The following is a 16,019-nucleotide window of genomic DNA, read 5'->3' on the forward strand; positions in this document are numbered from 1 at the left end:
GCGAGTTAGGACAGAGAAGGTAACAAGGTATGGCCTATAGAGCCGAATAGGTAATAATGCCTTGGTTGGTGCTTGTGCAAGCGGCTGAACCCCTACTTTTGCGCTCCCCTTCCTTCACATTCGCGCCTATCAAACGCTTTTTCGGAAATATTAGTCTCGTTGTGCTGCTCAACTTGCTGGTGAAGCCCGGCTGGGTGCTGGTTGAGAATCTGGTGCAAGACCGTTTAGGACATCAGGCCTTCGGGACGTTTACGACGCTCTTCATTCTAGCTAGCGTCATGGCGGCTGTGTCGGACCTTGGTACCACGCAACTTACTACCAAGCGCGTTGCCGCTTCCCCGAGTTCCTGACGGAATACTTTCCCACCTTGGTACCCTAAAAAGCGGGCTGTCGGTGCTGTTTCTTGGATTGTGCTGATGATAGGGTGGGCATTGAATTATCCGCTCACGTTACTGGCCCTGACAACTATAGGTATGATGGTGGCTCAGTACACGCAATTTTTGCGCGGGGTATTGCAGGCGCATCAACGCTTCAATACCGATGCGCTGCTGTCGGTACTGGAGAAGGTGCTGCTGCTAGGGCTTGTGCTGGCACTCATTCCTATTGGTATTACGCTCAATAATTACGTAGTGGCCCGTTCTATTGCCATTGGGTTTACGTTTGTGGTGCTTTACGCATTAATAAAGCGACTTTACGGGCGGGTAAAGATGCAGATGCGTTGGGACCAAGCTCGCACAGTGCTCCGTGCAAGCCTGCCGTTGGCCCTGATTACGCTGGTATACGGCCTCAACGAGCGAATTGACATGCTGATGCTCGAACGCATGGTATCGGCCAAAGAAGTTAGCTACTACGCCGCCGCATACCGTTGGGGCGACACGGTAATGATGTACCTCTGGACGCTGCTGCCGCTGTTCTTTGCCAAATTCGCTTATGCCACCGACCGGCCCGACGAGCAACGCGACGTGCTGTGGTTCGGACAGCGTGTTGTGACGGTGCCTATGTTATTGATCTGCGCTTTTGTTTTGTTTCGGGGTGAAGTACTTTTTTGGCAGTTCAAGCATAGCACGGTTGTAGAAATCAGCCGCATGGTCCTGTGTTTGAAAATTTTGTTTGGAAGCGTAGTGGTGCACGCCTTTTTCGCCATCTATAGCACTTTGCTCACAAGTACCAACCACGAGCGGGCCGTGAGTTGGCTGGTAGTGGCTAGTACGGTGCTGAATGTGGTGCTAAACTTACTGTTGCTACCATCGCTCGGAGCCGTAGCGGGGGCCATCAATACGCTGGTGTGCGCTGTGTTTGTGTCGGCCGGTTATGTGTGGCTGGTGCAAAGACGTACGGGCGTGCCCGTACCCTGGAACTGGATAGCCCGGCTAGGATTGGCTTTCGGACTGCTTTGTACTGTATGGTACGGACTACAAACCGAACTGGTATTGCATTGGCTGCTAGAATCGGTGGTAGCTAGCGTGGCTTTTGTTGGTATCCTGTTTCTGGTCGGTGTAGTTCGTATTTCGGAACTTCGCAAGCTGCTGCAAAGATGAGAGGGCAGTGGTGAGTTGATTCATTAACGGCATGTTTGCACCAGCTGAACGTGCTATTTCCCCGCTCATTACCTTCCCGAACCACAATTTTACTCTGACTACTTCACCTCTTGGACATAGCCGTCAATACTCGCTTTCTGCTTCCTGGCGACCATCTGGAGGGTATTGGGCGCTTTACATTCGAGACGCTGAAGCGGATGGTAGCCGCGCATCCCGAGCACACGTTCCATTTTCTGTTCGATAGGGCATTTGATTCGCGTTACTTATTCGGGCCCAACGTCGTGCCGCACGTGTTGTTTCCGCCAGCGCGGCACCCTTTTTTGTGGGTGGCGTGGTTTGAGGGGGCAGTAGCATGGTGGCTGCGACGGCACCGCCCGGCCGTGTTCTTCAGTCCCGACGGCTACACAACGTTGGCTACCCGGGTGCCACGCGTGACGGTGATGCACGATTTGGCATTCGAGCATTTCCCAGAGCATATGAGCGTGCTCGAACACAAGTACTATCAGCATTTCGCCCCGCGCTTCGCCCGGGCTTCCGAGCAACTCATAGCCGTATCGGCGGCGACCAAGCAGGATATAGTGCAGTCGTATGGGGTGCCGGGGGCGACTATTCAGGTTGTTTACAATGCGGCTGACGCTCATTTCCGGCCATTACCGGCCGCCGTGCAGCAAGCTACACGGGAGCGTTTTGCAGCGGGTAAACCATATTTCTTGTTTGTAGGCGCTCTGCATCCGCGTAAAAACTTAGTAAACCTGCTCAAAGCTTTCGATGAGTTCAAGCAGCAGACTAATGCGGATGTCAAACTGTTGGTTGTGGGACGGACGGCCTGGAAAGCGGGACCCATGTTCGACGCGTACCAGCAGATGCAATACCGCCACGATGTGCACCTCACCGGCCGCGTGTCCGAGGAAGAATTGGTGCAGCTGTATGCGGCAGCTTTAGCGACGGTGTACGTGCCTTATTTCGAGGGTTTTGGTATTCCCATCATCGAGGCGCAATCCTGTGCTTCGCCCGTAGTTACTGCTGACCGTAGTTCCATGCCCGAAGTGGCCGGCGGTGCAGCTTTGCTCGTCGATCCGTTTAGCCCTGCTGCCATTTCGGGCGCTTTAGTACGAATCTGGCAAGAGCCAGAACTACGGCAAGAACTGGTAGAGAAAGGGTTGCAGAACATACAACGGTTTTCTTGGGATAAAAGCGCCGAGGCTTTATGGGAAGCTATTATCTCTGTTAGTAACCTGAAAAATGTAAAGCCTTAAGCCGTCCTGTTTGATCTGGCGTCCGCTTGCCGAAATATGTTGCCGGCAAAGGTTGTGTTGCTACCTCAACGATTTAAGTGAAATGCTTGGTGCGCTCAGCATGACGACCAAAACTGATTTTCAAACTCTATAGCAGCTTTTTTACTATTCATTCTTAATCTTTCGTTGACTTTATGCGCGTGCACCGTCTTCCTAAACTCTTGCAACGCTTGCTGCCTCATACAGAATGGCGGGGGCCGGTACCGGAAGGCAAAAAACCGCTCTACCTCACTTTCGACGATGGTCCGATTCCCGAGGAAACCCCTTTTGTGCTAGAGCAATTAGCCGCTTATAATGCACACGCTACGTTCTTTTGTGTGGGTCAAAACTTGGAGCGCCATGCGGATGTGGCCCGGCAAGTGCTGGGCGCCGGGCACCGCCTCGCCAATCACACGCACCACCACGTAAGCGGCTGGCAATTGCCGGTGCCTGCTTACCTAGCCGAAGTGCAGCAGTGCCAGCAAGTCTTGGAGGCATTCGGCGAAGTGCCCCGTCCGCTGTTGCGCCCACCTTACGGGCGCATAACGCGGGCCCAAGCGGCTGCACTGCATTCCCACTACCGCCTAATTATGTGGGACGTGCTGACTTATGATTATGACGCTAGTTATCCTGCCGAAATTTGCTTTCAGGAAGCGTTAACCTACACCCGGCCCGGTTCCATCGTCGTTTTCCACGACAGCCAAAAAGCCCGCCGCAACCTGCGTGCGGTGCTGCCCCGTTACCTAGATGCCTGCGCCGCACAAGGCTATTCGTTTGAGGTGTTGTAACCCTAAGTGGAAGTTGGTGTTACAGTCTGGCGTAGTTTGTTGTTAGAGGCATTTCATTCTCGAACTTGTTGCTTTTCCTTTCCATTTTTCTGGTCGGCTGGTTCCTGATTCTGGCAACGTCCACACTGCTTTTTGCCGCGCGGCCGGGCAGCCAACCAGGGGCATTGCCGACACCACTGCCGCGCGTAAGTATCTTGATTGCCGCCCGCAACGAGGAAGCTGCTATTGCCCGCTGCCTGACCGCTATCCGTCAACTCGATTATCCGGCGCATCTGCTCGAAGTTCTGCTCGGCGACGATGCCTCCACCGATGCTACTAGCGCCGTGGCTGCCCAAACCATGCACGGTTTTGCGGGCAGTTTCCGCATTCTACCCATCCAAGCAACGTTAGGGTTGGCCCGCGGCAAAGCCAACGTGCTGGCCCACCTCACCCGCACTGCTACCACCGACTTCTTCTTTATCACCGACGCCGACATTGCCGTGCCGCGCACGTGGGTACAAGGCTTGCTGGCCCATACGGCCCCCGGCATAGGCACCGTTACGGGCCTCACGCTGGTAGACGGCCCGCGCCTATTCGACAAACTACAGGGCCTCGACTGGCTGATGTCGTTGGGGCTGGTGCAGGTGGTGTCGGATCAGGGGCGGCCCGTTACGGCTATGGGCAACAACATGCTCATCACGCGGGAAGCGTACCAAGCCACGGGTGGCTACGAAAACCTGCCGTTTTCCGTCACCGAAGACTATGAGTTGTTCCGTGCTACCATCCGGTTGGGGTTCGGTTACCGCATCATTTTCCGGCCGGAGGTGTTAGCAGCTTCCTTGCCTATGCACACCTTCGGAAACCTACTGCACCAGCGCCGCCGCTGGATGCGCGGGGCCGAAAGCTTGCCGCGGTGGCTACGCATCGGGTTGCTTTACCACGCGGGCTTCTATCCGGCTTTGCTACTGCTGGTGTGGGTGGCCGGGCCAGCAGTGGCCGGATGGGTGCTGGTAATCAAAATGACGTTGCAAGGCGCGTTGGCTTACTTCAGTTTCCGCCGCGCTGGCCGTCGTGCCCCGTTGTGGCTGATGCCCTTGTTCGAACTTTACTCTTTCACGCTCACTTTTGCCATCACCATCTTTCGCCTCCTGCCAATTTCCTTTGATTGGAAAGGCCGGCGCTACACCTAAAGGCGCTACTTGTTGCTTGGAAATTGCCGAGTGCACTCCCGAATTCCACCACGCTACAACCCGCCATTGCCCCTAACTAGCCAACATGATACTAGCTGATTCGCACGCCCACGTTTACTCCGAGCAGTTCAAACCAGACCAAGATGCCATGCTGAACCGCGCCTACGAGGCCGGTGTGCAAACTATCTATATGCCCAATATCGACCACACCAGCATCGACGTGATGCTGGAAACGGAAGCGCGCTTCCCGCAGCAGTGCCACCCCATGATGGGCTTACACCCGTGTTCGGTAGGAAAATACTTTGAAAAGCAGCTCTACGAAGTGGAAGAATGGCTCGGCAAGCGCCCATTTGCCGCAGTAGGGGAGTGCGGCATCGACTTGTATTGGGACAAAACACTTCTGGCCGAGCAGCAAGAAGCCCTGCGGATTCAAATAGCTATGGCTAAGCAGCACAAGTTGCCGCTAGTGCTCCACACTCGCGACGCCTTTCGCGAAACCGCCGACCTCATCGAAGCGGCACAAGATGGTACGTTGCGCGGCGTGTTCCACTGCTTTTCCGGGTCCAAAGAAGAGGCCGAAGAAGTTATTCGGCTAGGCTTCAAGCTCGGCATAGGCGGCGTGGCAACCTTCAAGAACGGCGGCCTCGACAAGACCCTGCCCGGCATAGCCCTAGAGCACCTGCTCCTCGAAACCGACTGCCCTTACCTAGCCCCCATGCCGCACCGTGGCAAGCGCAACGAGCCAGCCTATCTGCCCCTAATAGCCCGCCGCGTAGCCGACATCCTAGGCAAAGACGAGGAAGAAGTAGTGGAAGCTACCACGCGCAACACCGAAGCGCTGTTTGTAGCCGGCGTATAAACCACGCCCTTTCCAGAATAAAGTAGAGCCTCGTTAGAGCTTTCCCTTTACCATCTGCTTTACTCTTTTGTCGGGCAGAACTTCGCTGTCTTTGATGCTGAGGTTCGACACCGTTTGCAGCGTGAAGGCGGGTACGGAGGGAAGGTGCTGCGCGTTGATGCTACGGAGGTTGATGTCTTTCACATCAACTAAAACGAAGGGCGGACGCTGGTCGTCTTTTTGGTAGCGAATGTCGATGTTGCGCATTTCAATGCCTTTCACGTGCCGGATGAAGAAGCCGTAGGAAGGCATGTCGCCCATGTGACCGGGGTCGGGGTAGTTTTTTTCGCCTTCGGGCGGGTTGATGGCGGCTTGCTCTTTGGTGCCGCCGCCTTGGAACTCGATGCGAATGTTGTCCAGGGTTACGTCCTCAATATCGTGGCCAGGGATGCCGCTGATAATGGAGCCGTATTTTACATCGGCATTATACACCACCACGTTGCTGATTTTGACGCGGCGTAGCACGCCTACTGGCGTACCTTCTGGCCCGCGCATCCGGGCACCGAGGCGCAGGAAGAACGGCGAATTAACGATGTCGCGCATGGTGATGTTGGTGATGGTTACGTCTTCTAGAATGCCGCCGTCCACGGTTTCCAGCGCCAAGCCTCGGCAGAACTCAAACACACAGTTGGAGATAGTGATGTTTTTAAAGCCGCCGTTCGATTCGGTGCCGAACTTGATGCGGCCCGTCACGTCCATTTTGTCGGGTACCAGGGCCGCCTCCTTGCGCTGGTACGTGCCATCGAAGAAAGTACCCGGTCAAAGCCGGATACTTCGCAGTTGGTGATGGTTACGTTTTCGGTGGCGCGGGCAAAGCCGAGGGCGTAGGAGCTTTTCAAACAAATAGCATCGTCGAAAGGCGAGTTAATGGTGCAGTTCGAGATGCGCACGTGGCGGCAGCAGTCCACGTCGATACCGTCGCGGTTGGTGTCCATCTTCACGTTATCGACGGTGAAATTGTCGATGCCGGTGGCCAGTATGCCGAAGTGCCCGCCGTAGAGCACCGTAATGTCGCGAATCAGCACGTTGCGGCACAGCTTCAGCGCAATGGCTTTGTTGGCGATGCCCGGAGTGCGCGTGCCTTCCCGCGTCAGTCCTTTTTTGCCATCAATAATGCCGGTGCCGAGGATGGAAACATTCACGAGGTTCTCGCCCCAAATCAAGCTATTGTGCCAATGGCTGTGCCCGAAATCCTGGAACTTGGTCGACTCGTTCGGTTCAGCTACATCATAACCTCCCATGCCATTAGCCGGCGGCTCGGCCGCCAAAATGGTAGCGCCTTGGTCAATGAATAGGGCAATGTTGCTTTTCAGGTGGATAGAAAAACTGGCGTACGTACCGGCCGGGAAATACACGGTGCCGCCTCCTGCCGCGACCGCGGCATCAATAGCTTTGTTGATGGCCGGCGTATCCAAGGTTTTTCCGTTGCCAGTGGCCCCGTAGGTGCGTACATCAAAGAAACCAGGCCGCTGCTGAGCCAGCACCGAGAAACTAAAGAGTAGCTGCGCAACGACGAGCAAAAAATACCGCATAGGGGAGGGGTGAAGTACTAGGAATGAAGAAAAACGTCCGATTGCGTTTGTCGAGGCACAGCGCCACTATGGTAAGCTCAACAGCAGCACACGAAATGCTTCGGCCAGCTTCGTGTGGTCGTATTCGCTGGACACGACCTACTTGCTACTGCGCATCGCGCCGCACAATGGCTTCGCCTTCTGCTACAGTTAGCTTTAGGCCGCTGGTATCAAGGCCGCGCACATTTTCCAGCACCAAGCCTTTCTGAGCTGTTACTACACAGTTCTTGAAGCTGACATTCTCGATGGGGCTATCCTTGAGGCCGTGGATGCGCCCACCCGACGTGACCGTGCCGGTAATGTTGATGAGCTTCACGTTGCGCACGAGGGGCAGTACCTTTGCGGGCGGGGCAATGGGTGGCACCATGCGCCATTCCATGTTGAACTCAAAGGCCTGGCGCGTATTGCGCAGCACCATATCCCGATACGTAATATCCTCGACCACGCCCCACGGCTCGGCTGCGACTTGAAGCGAATGGGTGCCCAGTTGTCGGCTTCGGCCACGCAGTTGCGCACTTCCACCCGCCGAATACCGCCCGACGTTTCGCTGCCCATGGCCACGCCGCCGTGACCGTAACCGAACCGGGTTTTCTCGATGAGAATGTCTTCGCTCGGCCGGTTCACGCGCAAGCCGTCGGCATCCTTACCCGACTTAATGGAAATGCAGTCGTCATTCACATCGATGTCGCAGCCGCTGATGCGCACGTCGCGGCTGGAATCAATATCGATGCCATCGGAACTCGGGATGTTGTGCGCGGCCTGGATAGTCAGGTTTTCGGCCACCACGCCCGTGCAATACAGAATGTGCAGGCACCACACAGCTTGGTTGCGCAGCTGTAAGTTGGCGATGCGCGCTTTGCGGCAGTTCTGGAAGCACAGCAACCGGGGGCGGCCCAGGCGCGGTGCCGTTGGGTCGGGGGCTTGTTGGAGCCGGGCTTGGCGGGCTAGTTCCACCCATTCCTCACCCGAGCCGTCAATCATGCCCTCACCCTCCACTGTTACGCCCGTCAAGTCGGTGGCGTTTACCAGCGCCGCCGTGAAATTCTGCTCGGTACCTTCCCACCGAGTTGCCACCTGCGGGTAATCTTCTTGCCGCGTCGAGCCCTTCAGCACCCCTTCTTTCTCTATTAAAAGATTTACGCCTTTTTTCAGGAAAATTGCGCCGGTCAGAAACGTGCCCTTGGGCACTACTACCGTGCCACCACCCGCCGCCGAGCAATTGTCAATAGTAGCCTGAATAGCCTGCGTGTTCAGGGTTTGTCCATCGCCGATGGCTCCGTTGTCGGCAATGTTGTAGCGTTTGGATGGCTGCCACATGGTAAACGAGGCCAGCAAGGCCAGCAAGAGGCACTGCGCGACGAGGATCGGCCCTTTTCGTTGTATCATCGGGTGTCGGTAGTTAACTAGCTGCTTGAACTTATACGGATGCTTAGCCCTGCCCCGAATACACTCGTTGCAAAACGAATTTCTGGTGCACGGAGCGGAAGATGGACATTCCGTTTGGCGGAGCCGTTCTGCACTTTCCTGCCTTGCTCGGCGCGTGGGTTCCCAGACGTCGTTAACTTGGCGCTTCCATCCCAACCTCGTCTGCTTTGCCTTCCCCCGACAACCGCCCCGAAACTTCCGCCCTCGTCATCTACACCGGAGGCACCGCTGGTATGGCCTACAACAAGCGGGGAGAGCTGGTCCCGATGGATTTCGAGCAGATTCGCAAGAAGATGCCCGAGTTGCGCCAGCTCAACATGCGCGTAGAAGTGGTCAGCTTCGGCGAGCCCATCGATTCCAGCAACGTCACGGTGGCCGACTGGTACAAGATGGTGACGCTGATTCAAGAAAACTACAGTCTCTACGATGGGTTTGTGATTTTACACGGCACCGATACCATGGCGTATTCGGCGGCGGCACTCAGTTTTCTGCTCGAAAGCTTAGGCAAAACGGTGGTCTTCACGGGGGCTCAAGTGCCTGTGGGCCGCATCCGCACCGATGCCCGCCGCAACCTAATTACGGCCCTAGAAATAGCCGTAGCCCGCCACCCCGTGGCCGGCACGGTGCGGGTACCCGAAGTCTGCATCTTCTTCAACGACTTGCTGATCCGGGGCAACCGCGCCAAAAAGGTGGAAAGTCAGCAGTACAACGCCTTTCGGTCGGAAAACTATCCGCCCTTGGCCCGCGCCGGCATCGAACTAGAGTTCAACGACAAGCAGATCCGCCTGCTACCCGCCGCTCACCTGCGCCCCCACACCTACCTCGACGAACACGTAACGCTGCTACCACTCTTCCCTGGTCTCACCGAGCGCATGATGCGGGCTCAACTAGAAGTGGAAGGTTTGCGCGGCTGCGTCCTCGAAACCTATGGTTCGGGCAATGCGCCCACCGCGGCCTGGTTCTTGAACTGCTTGCGCGAAGCGCGGGAGCGGGGCGTTCAGTTCCTTAATGTGAGCCAGTGCGAAGAAGGCCGCGTAATCCAGGGTCGCTACGAAACCAGCGCGCAACTCACCGAAATCGGCATCATCGGCGGCGACGATATTACGCGAGAAGCAGCTATTACCAAGCTCATGTTTGTACTAGGGTTAAAGCGCTCAGCCGTTGAAACCAGCCACTTGCTCGCCGACGATTTACGGGGCGAAATCACAATAAGCTAGGAGGTTGTTGAGGTAGTGATTTGCGTATCCGGAAAATCGGGTGCTATTTTGTGCCCGCATCCCGCACCTAGAGAGGTGTCCGAGTGGTTGAAGGAGCACGCCTGGAAAGTGTGTATGGGTCTAAAGCTCATCGTGGGTTCGAATCCCATCCTCTCTACAAAAAACCCCGTTTCTGAGCTAGGAACGGGGTTTTTTATTTTCAGGGGTACGCGCAGGGGTACAGTTTCAATTATCTCTTAGCATGTTGCCTTGCAAGCCATGTGGCAATGTAAACGTCTCCGTTTAGTCCAGAGCCAAATCATCCAGCTTGATATAAGCGGCATAAGGTTCTAAGAAGGCCGTGCTCACAAAGGTTCGTAACCTCTCTTGGAGCACGTTGTCGACGTGGTTGTAAAACATTTCCACAAAGAAGTCACCTTGCATATGATACAGAACGAGGGTGTCCTTGCCTTCGTAGCGGGGCGCAATATGTCGGCCTTCGTCCCACACTAACTCGATTTGGTCAAGGAAAGGTAGAACGCGGAAGTTAGGGTGCGAGGTCGGCATGATTTATTTATAAAATAGCTATAACAAGACAGCTCTATGCGCTCAGTGTTTCTGCTCGGAGAAAACGTTATCCCCGGAGCCGACGAAAGGTGGCGAAGTTAATGGCACTCCTTACAGCTAGACTTAGCACCTAAAAACCCCACCCGCCCCCTGCTCAGACGAACTAGAGGGGCGCAGCGGCGGCTGAGAATTAGGGTTCGGCGTCGGCATACGGGTGCCGATTGGTGGCAGCGAAGCCGAGTCTTGATACAGTTTGGGCCGGGGACCGCCGACCTCACTCAGGAGCCAAATAGACAAGAATGGGTATATGAATAACAACAATAGAAAGAAGTGTTTCGCCTGAGTCCGGCGCATGTTACCGGGCAACTTGATAAGCATTATACCAAATCCAATAAGTGGCCCCAGGGTCACTAGCATCTGCGGAATCCATTCGCCTTCAAAAGTAGGTTCGTGCCAGGTATAATCGTAATCCCAGCTAGACTCAATAGTATAGCTCGCAATTATTGCTTGGTTGAAAAAGTAGCTTTGGAAGAGTCCAGCCAATAGGAAGCAACCACCCAAGATCCCTAGTGGAACTAGATAATAGCTTAGATTCTCACGGCCTTCGTAAAGCCACCGAGCATACAGATATAGAATGGCAGACGGAAAAATGAGAGCTGCCAGCGTGGAAAGTATTTGCATAAAGATTTTAAAAAGAACTTTGTATTGCAAAGCAAAGCGATGTGGGTGTATTCTGCAATACACAGTTTGTGCAATTGGTTGTGTATAACGCGAGTGATAAGCCTGCCAAAAAGAAAGAGCGGTGAGTAAGGCTCTGTCCAATCATATGTGCTGAATAGCAAACCTGGCTGACGAGGAGGCTTTGTTGCCGATACCGCAATAAAATCTACTGGTGGTTATGGTAGTATTCAATTATTTATTTATACTTAACAACGGTCATAACTCACACAATCTCCACACCTATCGCTTCCCTGCGTATGAGTAACTCTTACACTGCTGGCTCGTCGGCCAAAGAAATGGACAATCACTTCTGGCTCATGACGAGCATGCTCTTATTGGTCTTCGCCCTGCAACTAGCCGGGGTTATTGATTTAAAGAAGCCAACCCTTTCGACTCCGTTAGTTGCTGGCTCAGCGCAGATGCCATCACCGCATTCAGGGCGGTAAGAAGACGGCTTTCTCTACATCAAACCCTGTTTCTGTATAAGAAACAGGGCTTTTGTTTTCCGGGGCATGCGCAGGAGTATAGCTATTGAATTCTATCTGCTTGTTACCGAGAAGCCCACATGCCGATTGCCAAGAGAAAACTATCATTGGTAACCAGAATTAAAAGCTTTTTAAATATTCAGGTAACGATACCTAGACAGCAATAAGCGAGAGGTTACGGAAATGTATGAGATGCTGTAAGTGCTGGAAGAATACTAGCAAATGTGGCATGGAGAAGATGCTTGTTACTTTCTAAGAATGATGTTACTTGCTTGAGCTCAGCATAATTTACTTATCAGCTTAATATAGCGCTGTGCTGTCTAAGTTGATATAGTTAGTATAAACTTCCATACTGTTGTATTACTGAACGTCAGTAGTTTATTTCTGCGGAAAACGTGTCAGCCATTTAGTGGGAGCTAATAAGATTATCTTTCTCGTAGCAGATGGCAGATATCACCTTCTTCTTAGGTATAAAGAATTTGTATCTGTAAAGGCAGTACCCACAAGGTATATTCAGATATAGTAGATGCTATTATATATATAATATTAATAATATTTATTTTATATACATTATTACATCAGGTCTTATGTGGTATCCTTATAGAATTAATTCAATAACAATTCTCTGCTAATAAGAAAAACGACCACAGTACGGCATAGAAGCCCCTTAATGTATCAACTGATTTAGGTGTATTTATAGCATCAAGAAGCTATTAGATAAATTTGAGCTAGTTTATAAGCTAAAAATTTTTGAAAATAGTGATGTATAAAAGTCAGACTGATATCTTTTAATATAATTATACTGTCAAATTTTATACATTTATTTAGGAATTGTCTTCTGTTTAATTACAATTGTTAGTAGCTTGCATTAAATATGCTTTTTCCAACACTTCTATCGGTTGCTTAGGCTCCCTCAGTGCGGATTGGTTGCAAGCGTTAGGCAGTTTTAAGCCCTTCTCCGAAAATTCAACTACAATCAACAAGCACAATGAGAAACTAAGGATGCAGGTATTCTCTAAAGTAATACATGATGAGCTTGAACGGATACCCAGCACACCACCGCTGATTGATCCAGTGCCACCTCATGTTCGCAGGCCTCAATGGTCAATAATGATTCCTACTTACAACTGCTTGACATTTTTGCAGGAAACTATTGAATGCGTATTGGCCCAAGCTCCAGGACCGGCAGAAATGCAGATAGTAGTAGTAGACGATTGCAGCACTGATGGGGATGTTGAGTCTTTGGTGAAACGTGTCGGTCAGAACAGGGTGGAGTATTTCTGTCAGAAGCGGAATGTGGGTAGTTTACGAAACTTTGAAACGTGTATAAACCTCTCGAGTGGGGAGTGGGTACATATCCTGCACGGAGATGACTTGGTTATGCCCGGGTTTTATTTGGAAATAGAGCAGCTCTTTCAACAATATCCTGAAACTGGTGCTGCTTTTACCAATTCAGCAAGCACTATTGGCAGTGATAGAAAACTGCATTTACGTCCCTTGCTAGCGTCATCTCCCGGTGTATTAAACGACTTTCTGATACAAAATGCACAGAAACTTCGCCTGCAACCGCCTTCCATTGTTGTAAAGCGGAAAGTATACGAGCAACTTGGTGGATTTTACGCGGTGCATTACGGCGAAGACTGGGAGATGTGGACTCGCATTGCCGCATACTACCCCGTAGCATATTCGCCTAAATGCTTAGCACTCTATCGGTATAGGATCAATAATAGCATCACCCAATTAGCTATTACAAATGGACAGAATATACGTGACATTATTAAAGTAATTGATATTATGCAAGGCTATGTTCCAGCGAGCGAGCGAGAAAAATTAAAAACAAATGCTCGACGTGAATACGCATTGTATTGCGTATCACTAGCCAACTCATTGATGGAAACCAATAGAGCCGCTGCCTTGATTCAGGCTCGAGGCGCGTTAGAAATGAGTACAGATTTTCAGGTTTATCTTGCTTTTATAAAATACTTTATAAAATATATAATTGGTTATGAAAAATTCCGTGATCTGTGGCAGAAATAGCCACTTTTGATTCATCACGGCTATAAATGAAGTAAGCAAACATCGTAGCAAATCACGAATGGACATAGATAAGGAATGGGATTGGCAGATAGAAAGTCATACAAGCTGGTGGGGTTCTAGTCTAATTGAGTTGTGGGAGTATCGATACTTGACAGTAGGCTTAGTGCGCCGAGACTTCTTGCTAATATATCAACAAACTATTCTAGGGCCTCTTTGGGTATTGCTTCAGCCAGTGTTGACAATGCTCACCTATGTGCTAGTCTTTGGCAATGTCGTTGGCATTTCAACTGGCGACGTACCAGCGGTCTTATTTTATTTTGCAGGAATTGTCCTTTGGAACCTGTTCAACGATGCTTTCCTAGGTATTGCTGCTACTTTTAGAGATAATGCTCAAATATTCGGCAAGGTTTATTTTCCCCGCCTAATTATTCCTATTTCCCGCCTTACGGGTTATTTTCTGCACTTCGGAATTCAGTTTGGGCTACTGTTACTAATGCTTGCGTGGTATGTAGTATTTCGAGGTTTACCCCTGCCCGCCACCTCGTGGCTGTTGTTTGTGCCGATAGCTATATTGTTGGTTGGGACTATTAGCTTGGCCCTGGGCTTGTTGTTTTCCGTCCTAACGGCTAAGTACCGCGACATAACATACTTGATTAGTATGGGCGTGCGCCTATTCATGTTTATTACTCCGATCATTTACCCCCTGAACCGGGTGCCAGTGCAGTGGCGCTGGGTAGTACAACTTAACCCATTAACACCACTTTTCGAACTGTTTCGTCGTGCACTGCTTGGGCAGGGCACTGTGCAGTTTTCTCAACTAGCCTATAGCGGCACATTTGCCACTATACTGTTGCTAGCGGCTTTATTGCTTTTCAATAAGCAAGGCGACAGATTAATAGACATCTTGTAATTCGTCCTGCTGTATGAGCAATGTGGTAATTCAAGTAGAGAAGCTATCAAAAATGTACCGGTTAGGTACCATTGGCACTGGTTACCTGCTTCAGGATTTACAGCGATGGTGGACATCGTCTGTACGCAAACAGAAAGATCCGTTCTTTCAGCAGCCCAATAATCAAACACTTTCCACTCAACATTCCCAAGCACTTTGGGCGTTACAAAACATCAATTTTGAAGTAGGTAAGGGCGAAGTATGGGGAATTGTCGGCAATAACGGAGCCGGCAAATCCACGTTGCTGAAAATAATTTCCCGCATAATTCGGCCATCGTATGGAACAGTTCGGGGCCGCGGTAAAATTAGTAGTCTACTTGAAGTAGGCACTGGGTTTCATTCCGAGTTATCCGGCCGCGAGAATATCTTTCTTAGCGGCTATATTCTAGGCATGACTAAAATTGAAATACAATCTAAATTCGATGAGATAGTAGCATTCTCGGGTGTTGAACAGTTTCTAGATACACCTGTAAAACGCTATTCATCGGGTATGTATGTTCGCCTAGCCTTTGCAGTAGCCGCTCATTTAGAACCCGACATTCTTATAATTGACGAAGTTTTAGCAGTAGGTGATGCTGATTTCCAGAAAAAGTGCCTAGGTAAAATGCACGATGTATCTCTAAATCAAGGTCGTACCATCCTTTTCGTCAGCCACAATATGCAAGCCGTCAACAGTCTATGCGATAAGGGGCTGTGGTTGCAGCAAGGTCAAGTCAAAGCTATTGGTGAGGCCGTCACAGTAGTAAATCGCTATTTGACCTACAATCAACAACAGAATCCCAAGCGTAGCTGGACTGACCCAGCCGATGCACCTGGCAACGACAAAATCAGGTTTAAACAAGTAGAGTTGATTCCTCAACTCGCACAGCCCGATGCTCCCCTAGACATTCGGGCTCCACTTACTATCAAATTTCAATTCTGGAATTTCTCTGAAAGCATTTACATCAACACCCATCTCACATTGTTTTCTTACAACGGCGAGTGCGTTTTTGATGTGGCCTCGCTTCCACTTCTATGTCAGAAGGGGATAGTGAGTGGTGAGTGCATCATTCCTGGCAATTTTCTCAATGACGGTTCCTTTTATATTTCACTCTACGTGCTCAAAGACACCACCACAAATTTGTACGACTACGAGCAGTGTCTCAGCTTCGACCTAGAAGATTACCGAACTGGCACACAGTGGTACGGTAAGTGGTGGGGCGTGGTCCGGCCTCAGTTACCCTTTCGCCTGACTCAAATGGAAATACTGCCGACCCCATAATGCCACTGCGGCCTTAGACAACGGTTCATTATACTCACAGAGAGTAATTATTGAAATTAAAGCGTAAAATCTTCTTTTATGCACACGACCATGCAATAGCAATATGAATCCATCAGCCACAACAAAAGGAATAATTTCTGG

Annotated in this window: 17 protein-coding genes and 1 tRNA gene; 12 read left to right on the forward strand and 6 right to left on the reverse strand. The window is 51.2% G+C overall.

Annotated features, from left to right (window positions below):
- The first annotated feature begins 98 nt into the window (after positions 1-98).
- The 6 genes from MUN86_RS07605 (at position 99) to MUN86_RS07630 (ending at position 5,628) form a co-directional block, all read left to right on the forward strand.
- Positions 99-350, forward strand: a complete 252-nt coding sequence (locus MUN86_RS07605) for a hypothetical protein (RefSeq protein ID WP_245123694.1) — start codon at positions 99-101, stop codon at positions 348-350.
- A 66-nt stretch (positions 351-416) separates the two neighbouring features.
- On the forward strand, positions 417-1,538 hold the full coding sequence (locus MUN86_RS07610) for an oligosaccharide flippase family protein (protein WP_245123697.1): 1,122 nt from the start codon (positions 417-419) through the stop codon (positions 1,536-1,538).
- 110 nt (positions 1,539-1,648) lie between these two features.
- Positions 1,649-2,794 (forward strand): glycosyltransferase family 4 protein, encoded by a 1,146-nt coding sequence (locus MUN86_RS07615; RefSeq protein ID WP_245123699.1) that lies wholly within the window; start codon positions 1,649-1,651, stop codon positions 2,792-2,794.
- A 173-nt stretch (positions 2,795-2,967) separates the two neighbouring features.
- Positions 2,968-3,600: a polysaccharide deacetylase family protein gene (locus MUN86_RS07620; protein WP_245123702.1), complete on the forward strand. Its 633-nt coding sequence runs from the start codon at positions 2,968-2,970 to the stop codon at positions 3,598-3,600.
- 65 nt (positions 3,601-3,665) lie between these two features.
- On the forward strand, positions 3,666-4,769 hold the full coding sequence (locus MUN86_RS07625; protein ID WP_245123705.1) for a glycosyltransferase: 1,104 nt from the start codon (positions 3,666-3,668) through the stop codon (positions 4,767-4,769).
- 85 nt (positions 4,770-4,854) lie between these two features.
- Positions 4,855-5,628, forward strand: coding sequence for a TatD family hydrolase (locus MUN86_RS07630; RefSeq protein WP_245123708.1), 774 nt, complete (start codon positions 4,855-4,857; stop codon positions 5,626-5,628).
- A gap of 33 nt (positions 5,629-5,661) precedes the next feature.
- Here MUN86_RS07630 and MUN86_RS07635 read toward each other — a convergent pair whose 3' ends face one another.
- From MUN86_RS07635 to MUN86_RS07650, 4 genes are all read right to left on the reverse strand, one after another.
- Positions 5,662-6,366 carry a glycoside hydrolase family protein gene (locus MUN86_RS07635; RefSeq protein ID WP_245123711.1) on the reverse strand — a complete coding sequence of 235 codons (705 nt, stop codon included), beginning with the start codon at positions 6,364-6,366 and terminating at the stop codon, positions 5,662-5,664.
- The gene (locus MUN86_RS07640; RefSeq protein WP_245123713.1) at positions 6,357-7,199 is read right to left on the reverse strand and encodes a glycoside hydrolase family 28 protein; all 843 of its coding nucleotides are present in this window, start codon (positions 7,197-7,199) and stop codon (positions 6,357-6,359) included. The genes MUN86_RS07635 and MUN86_RS07640 overlap by 10 nt, the downstream gene beginning before the upstream one ends.
- Positions 7,200-7,344: 145 nt before the next feature.
- Complete coding sequence (locus tag MUN86_RS07645; RefSeq protein ID WP_245123715.1) at positions 7,345-7,605, reverse strand: hypothetical protein; 261 nt, start codon at positions 7,603-7,605, stop codon at positions 7,345-7,347.
- Complete coding sequence (locus MUN86_RS07650; protein ID WP_245123718.1) at positions 7,551-8,624, reverse strand: glycoside hydrolase family 28 protein; 1,074 nt, start codon at positions 8,622-8,624, stop codon at positions 7,551-7,553. Before MUN86_RS07650 ends, MUN86_RS07645 begins: the two co-directional genes overlap by 55 nt.
- 206 nt (positions 8,625-8,830) lie before the next feature.
- Here MUN86_RS07650 and MUN86_RS07655 point away from each other — a divergent pair, with 206 nt between their 5' ends.
- Complete coding sequence (locus MUN86_RS07655) at positions 8,831-9,880, forward strand: asparaginase (protein WP_245123721.1); 1,050 nt, start codon at positions 8,831-8,833, stop codon at positions 9,878-9,880.
- A 69-nt stretch (positions 9,881-9,949) separates the two neighbouring features.
- Positions 9,950-10,037 (forward strand) — tRNA-Ser (locus MUN86_RS07660).
- A 125-nt stretch (positions 10,038-10,162) separates the two neighbouring features.
- On the opposite strand, the gene MUN86_RS07665 is transcribed toward MUN86_RS07660, so the two are convergent.
- Complete coding sequence (locus tag MUN86_RS07665) at positions 10,163-10,426, reverse strand: hypothetical protein (protein WP_245123723.1); 264 nt, start codon at positions 10,424-10,426, stop codon at positions 10,163-10,165.
- Between the two features lie 123 nt (positions 10,427-10,549).
- Positions 10,550-11,137 carry a hypothetical protein gene (locus MUN86_RS07670; RefSeq protein ID WP_245123726.1) on the reverse strand — a complete coding sequence of 196 codons (588 nt, stop codon included), beginning with the start codon at positions 11,135-11,137 and terminating at the stop codon, positions 10,550-10,552.
- 266 nt (positions 11,138-11,403) lie between these two features.
- On the opposite strand from MUN86_RS07670, the gene MUN86_RS07675 reads away from it, so the two are divergent.
- From MUN86_RS07675 to MUN86_RS07690, 4 genes are all read left to right on the forward strand, one after another.
- Positions 11,404-11,592, forward strand: coding sequence for a hypothetical protein (locus tag MUN86_RS07675; RefSeq protein WP_245123729.1), 189 nt, complete (start codon positions 11,404-11,406; stop codon positions 11,590-11,592).
- 891 nt (positions 11,593-12,483) lie between these two features.
- Positions 12,484-13,668, forward strand: a complete 1,185-nt coding sequence (locus MUN86_RS07680; protein ID WP_245123731.1) for a glycosyltransferase family 2 protein — start codon at positions 12,484-12,486, stop codon at positions 13,666-13,668.
- Positions 13,669-13,726: 58 nt separating this feature from the next.
- A complete protein-coding gene (locus MUN86_RS07685) occupies positions 13,727-14,578 on the forward strand; it encodes an ABC transporter permease (protein ID WP_245123734.1) in 852 nt (283 codons plus the stop codon).
- Positions 14,579-14,591: 13 nt separating this feature from the next.
- Positions 14,592-15,878: an ABC transporter ATP-binding protein gene (locus MUN86_RS07690; RefSeq protein WP_245123738.1), complete on the forward strand. Its 1,287-nt coding sequence runs from the start codon at positions 14,592-14,594 to the stop codon at positions 15,876-15,878.
- Positions 15,879-16,019 lie beyond the last annotated feature (141 nt).

It is taken from the genome of Hymenobacter volaticus (assembly GCF_022921055.1).
GTDB lineage: Bacteria > Bacteroidota > Bacteroidia > Cytophagales > Hymenobacteraceae > Hymenobacter > Hymenobacter volaticus.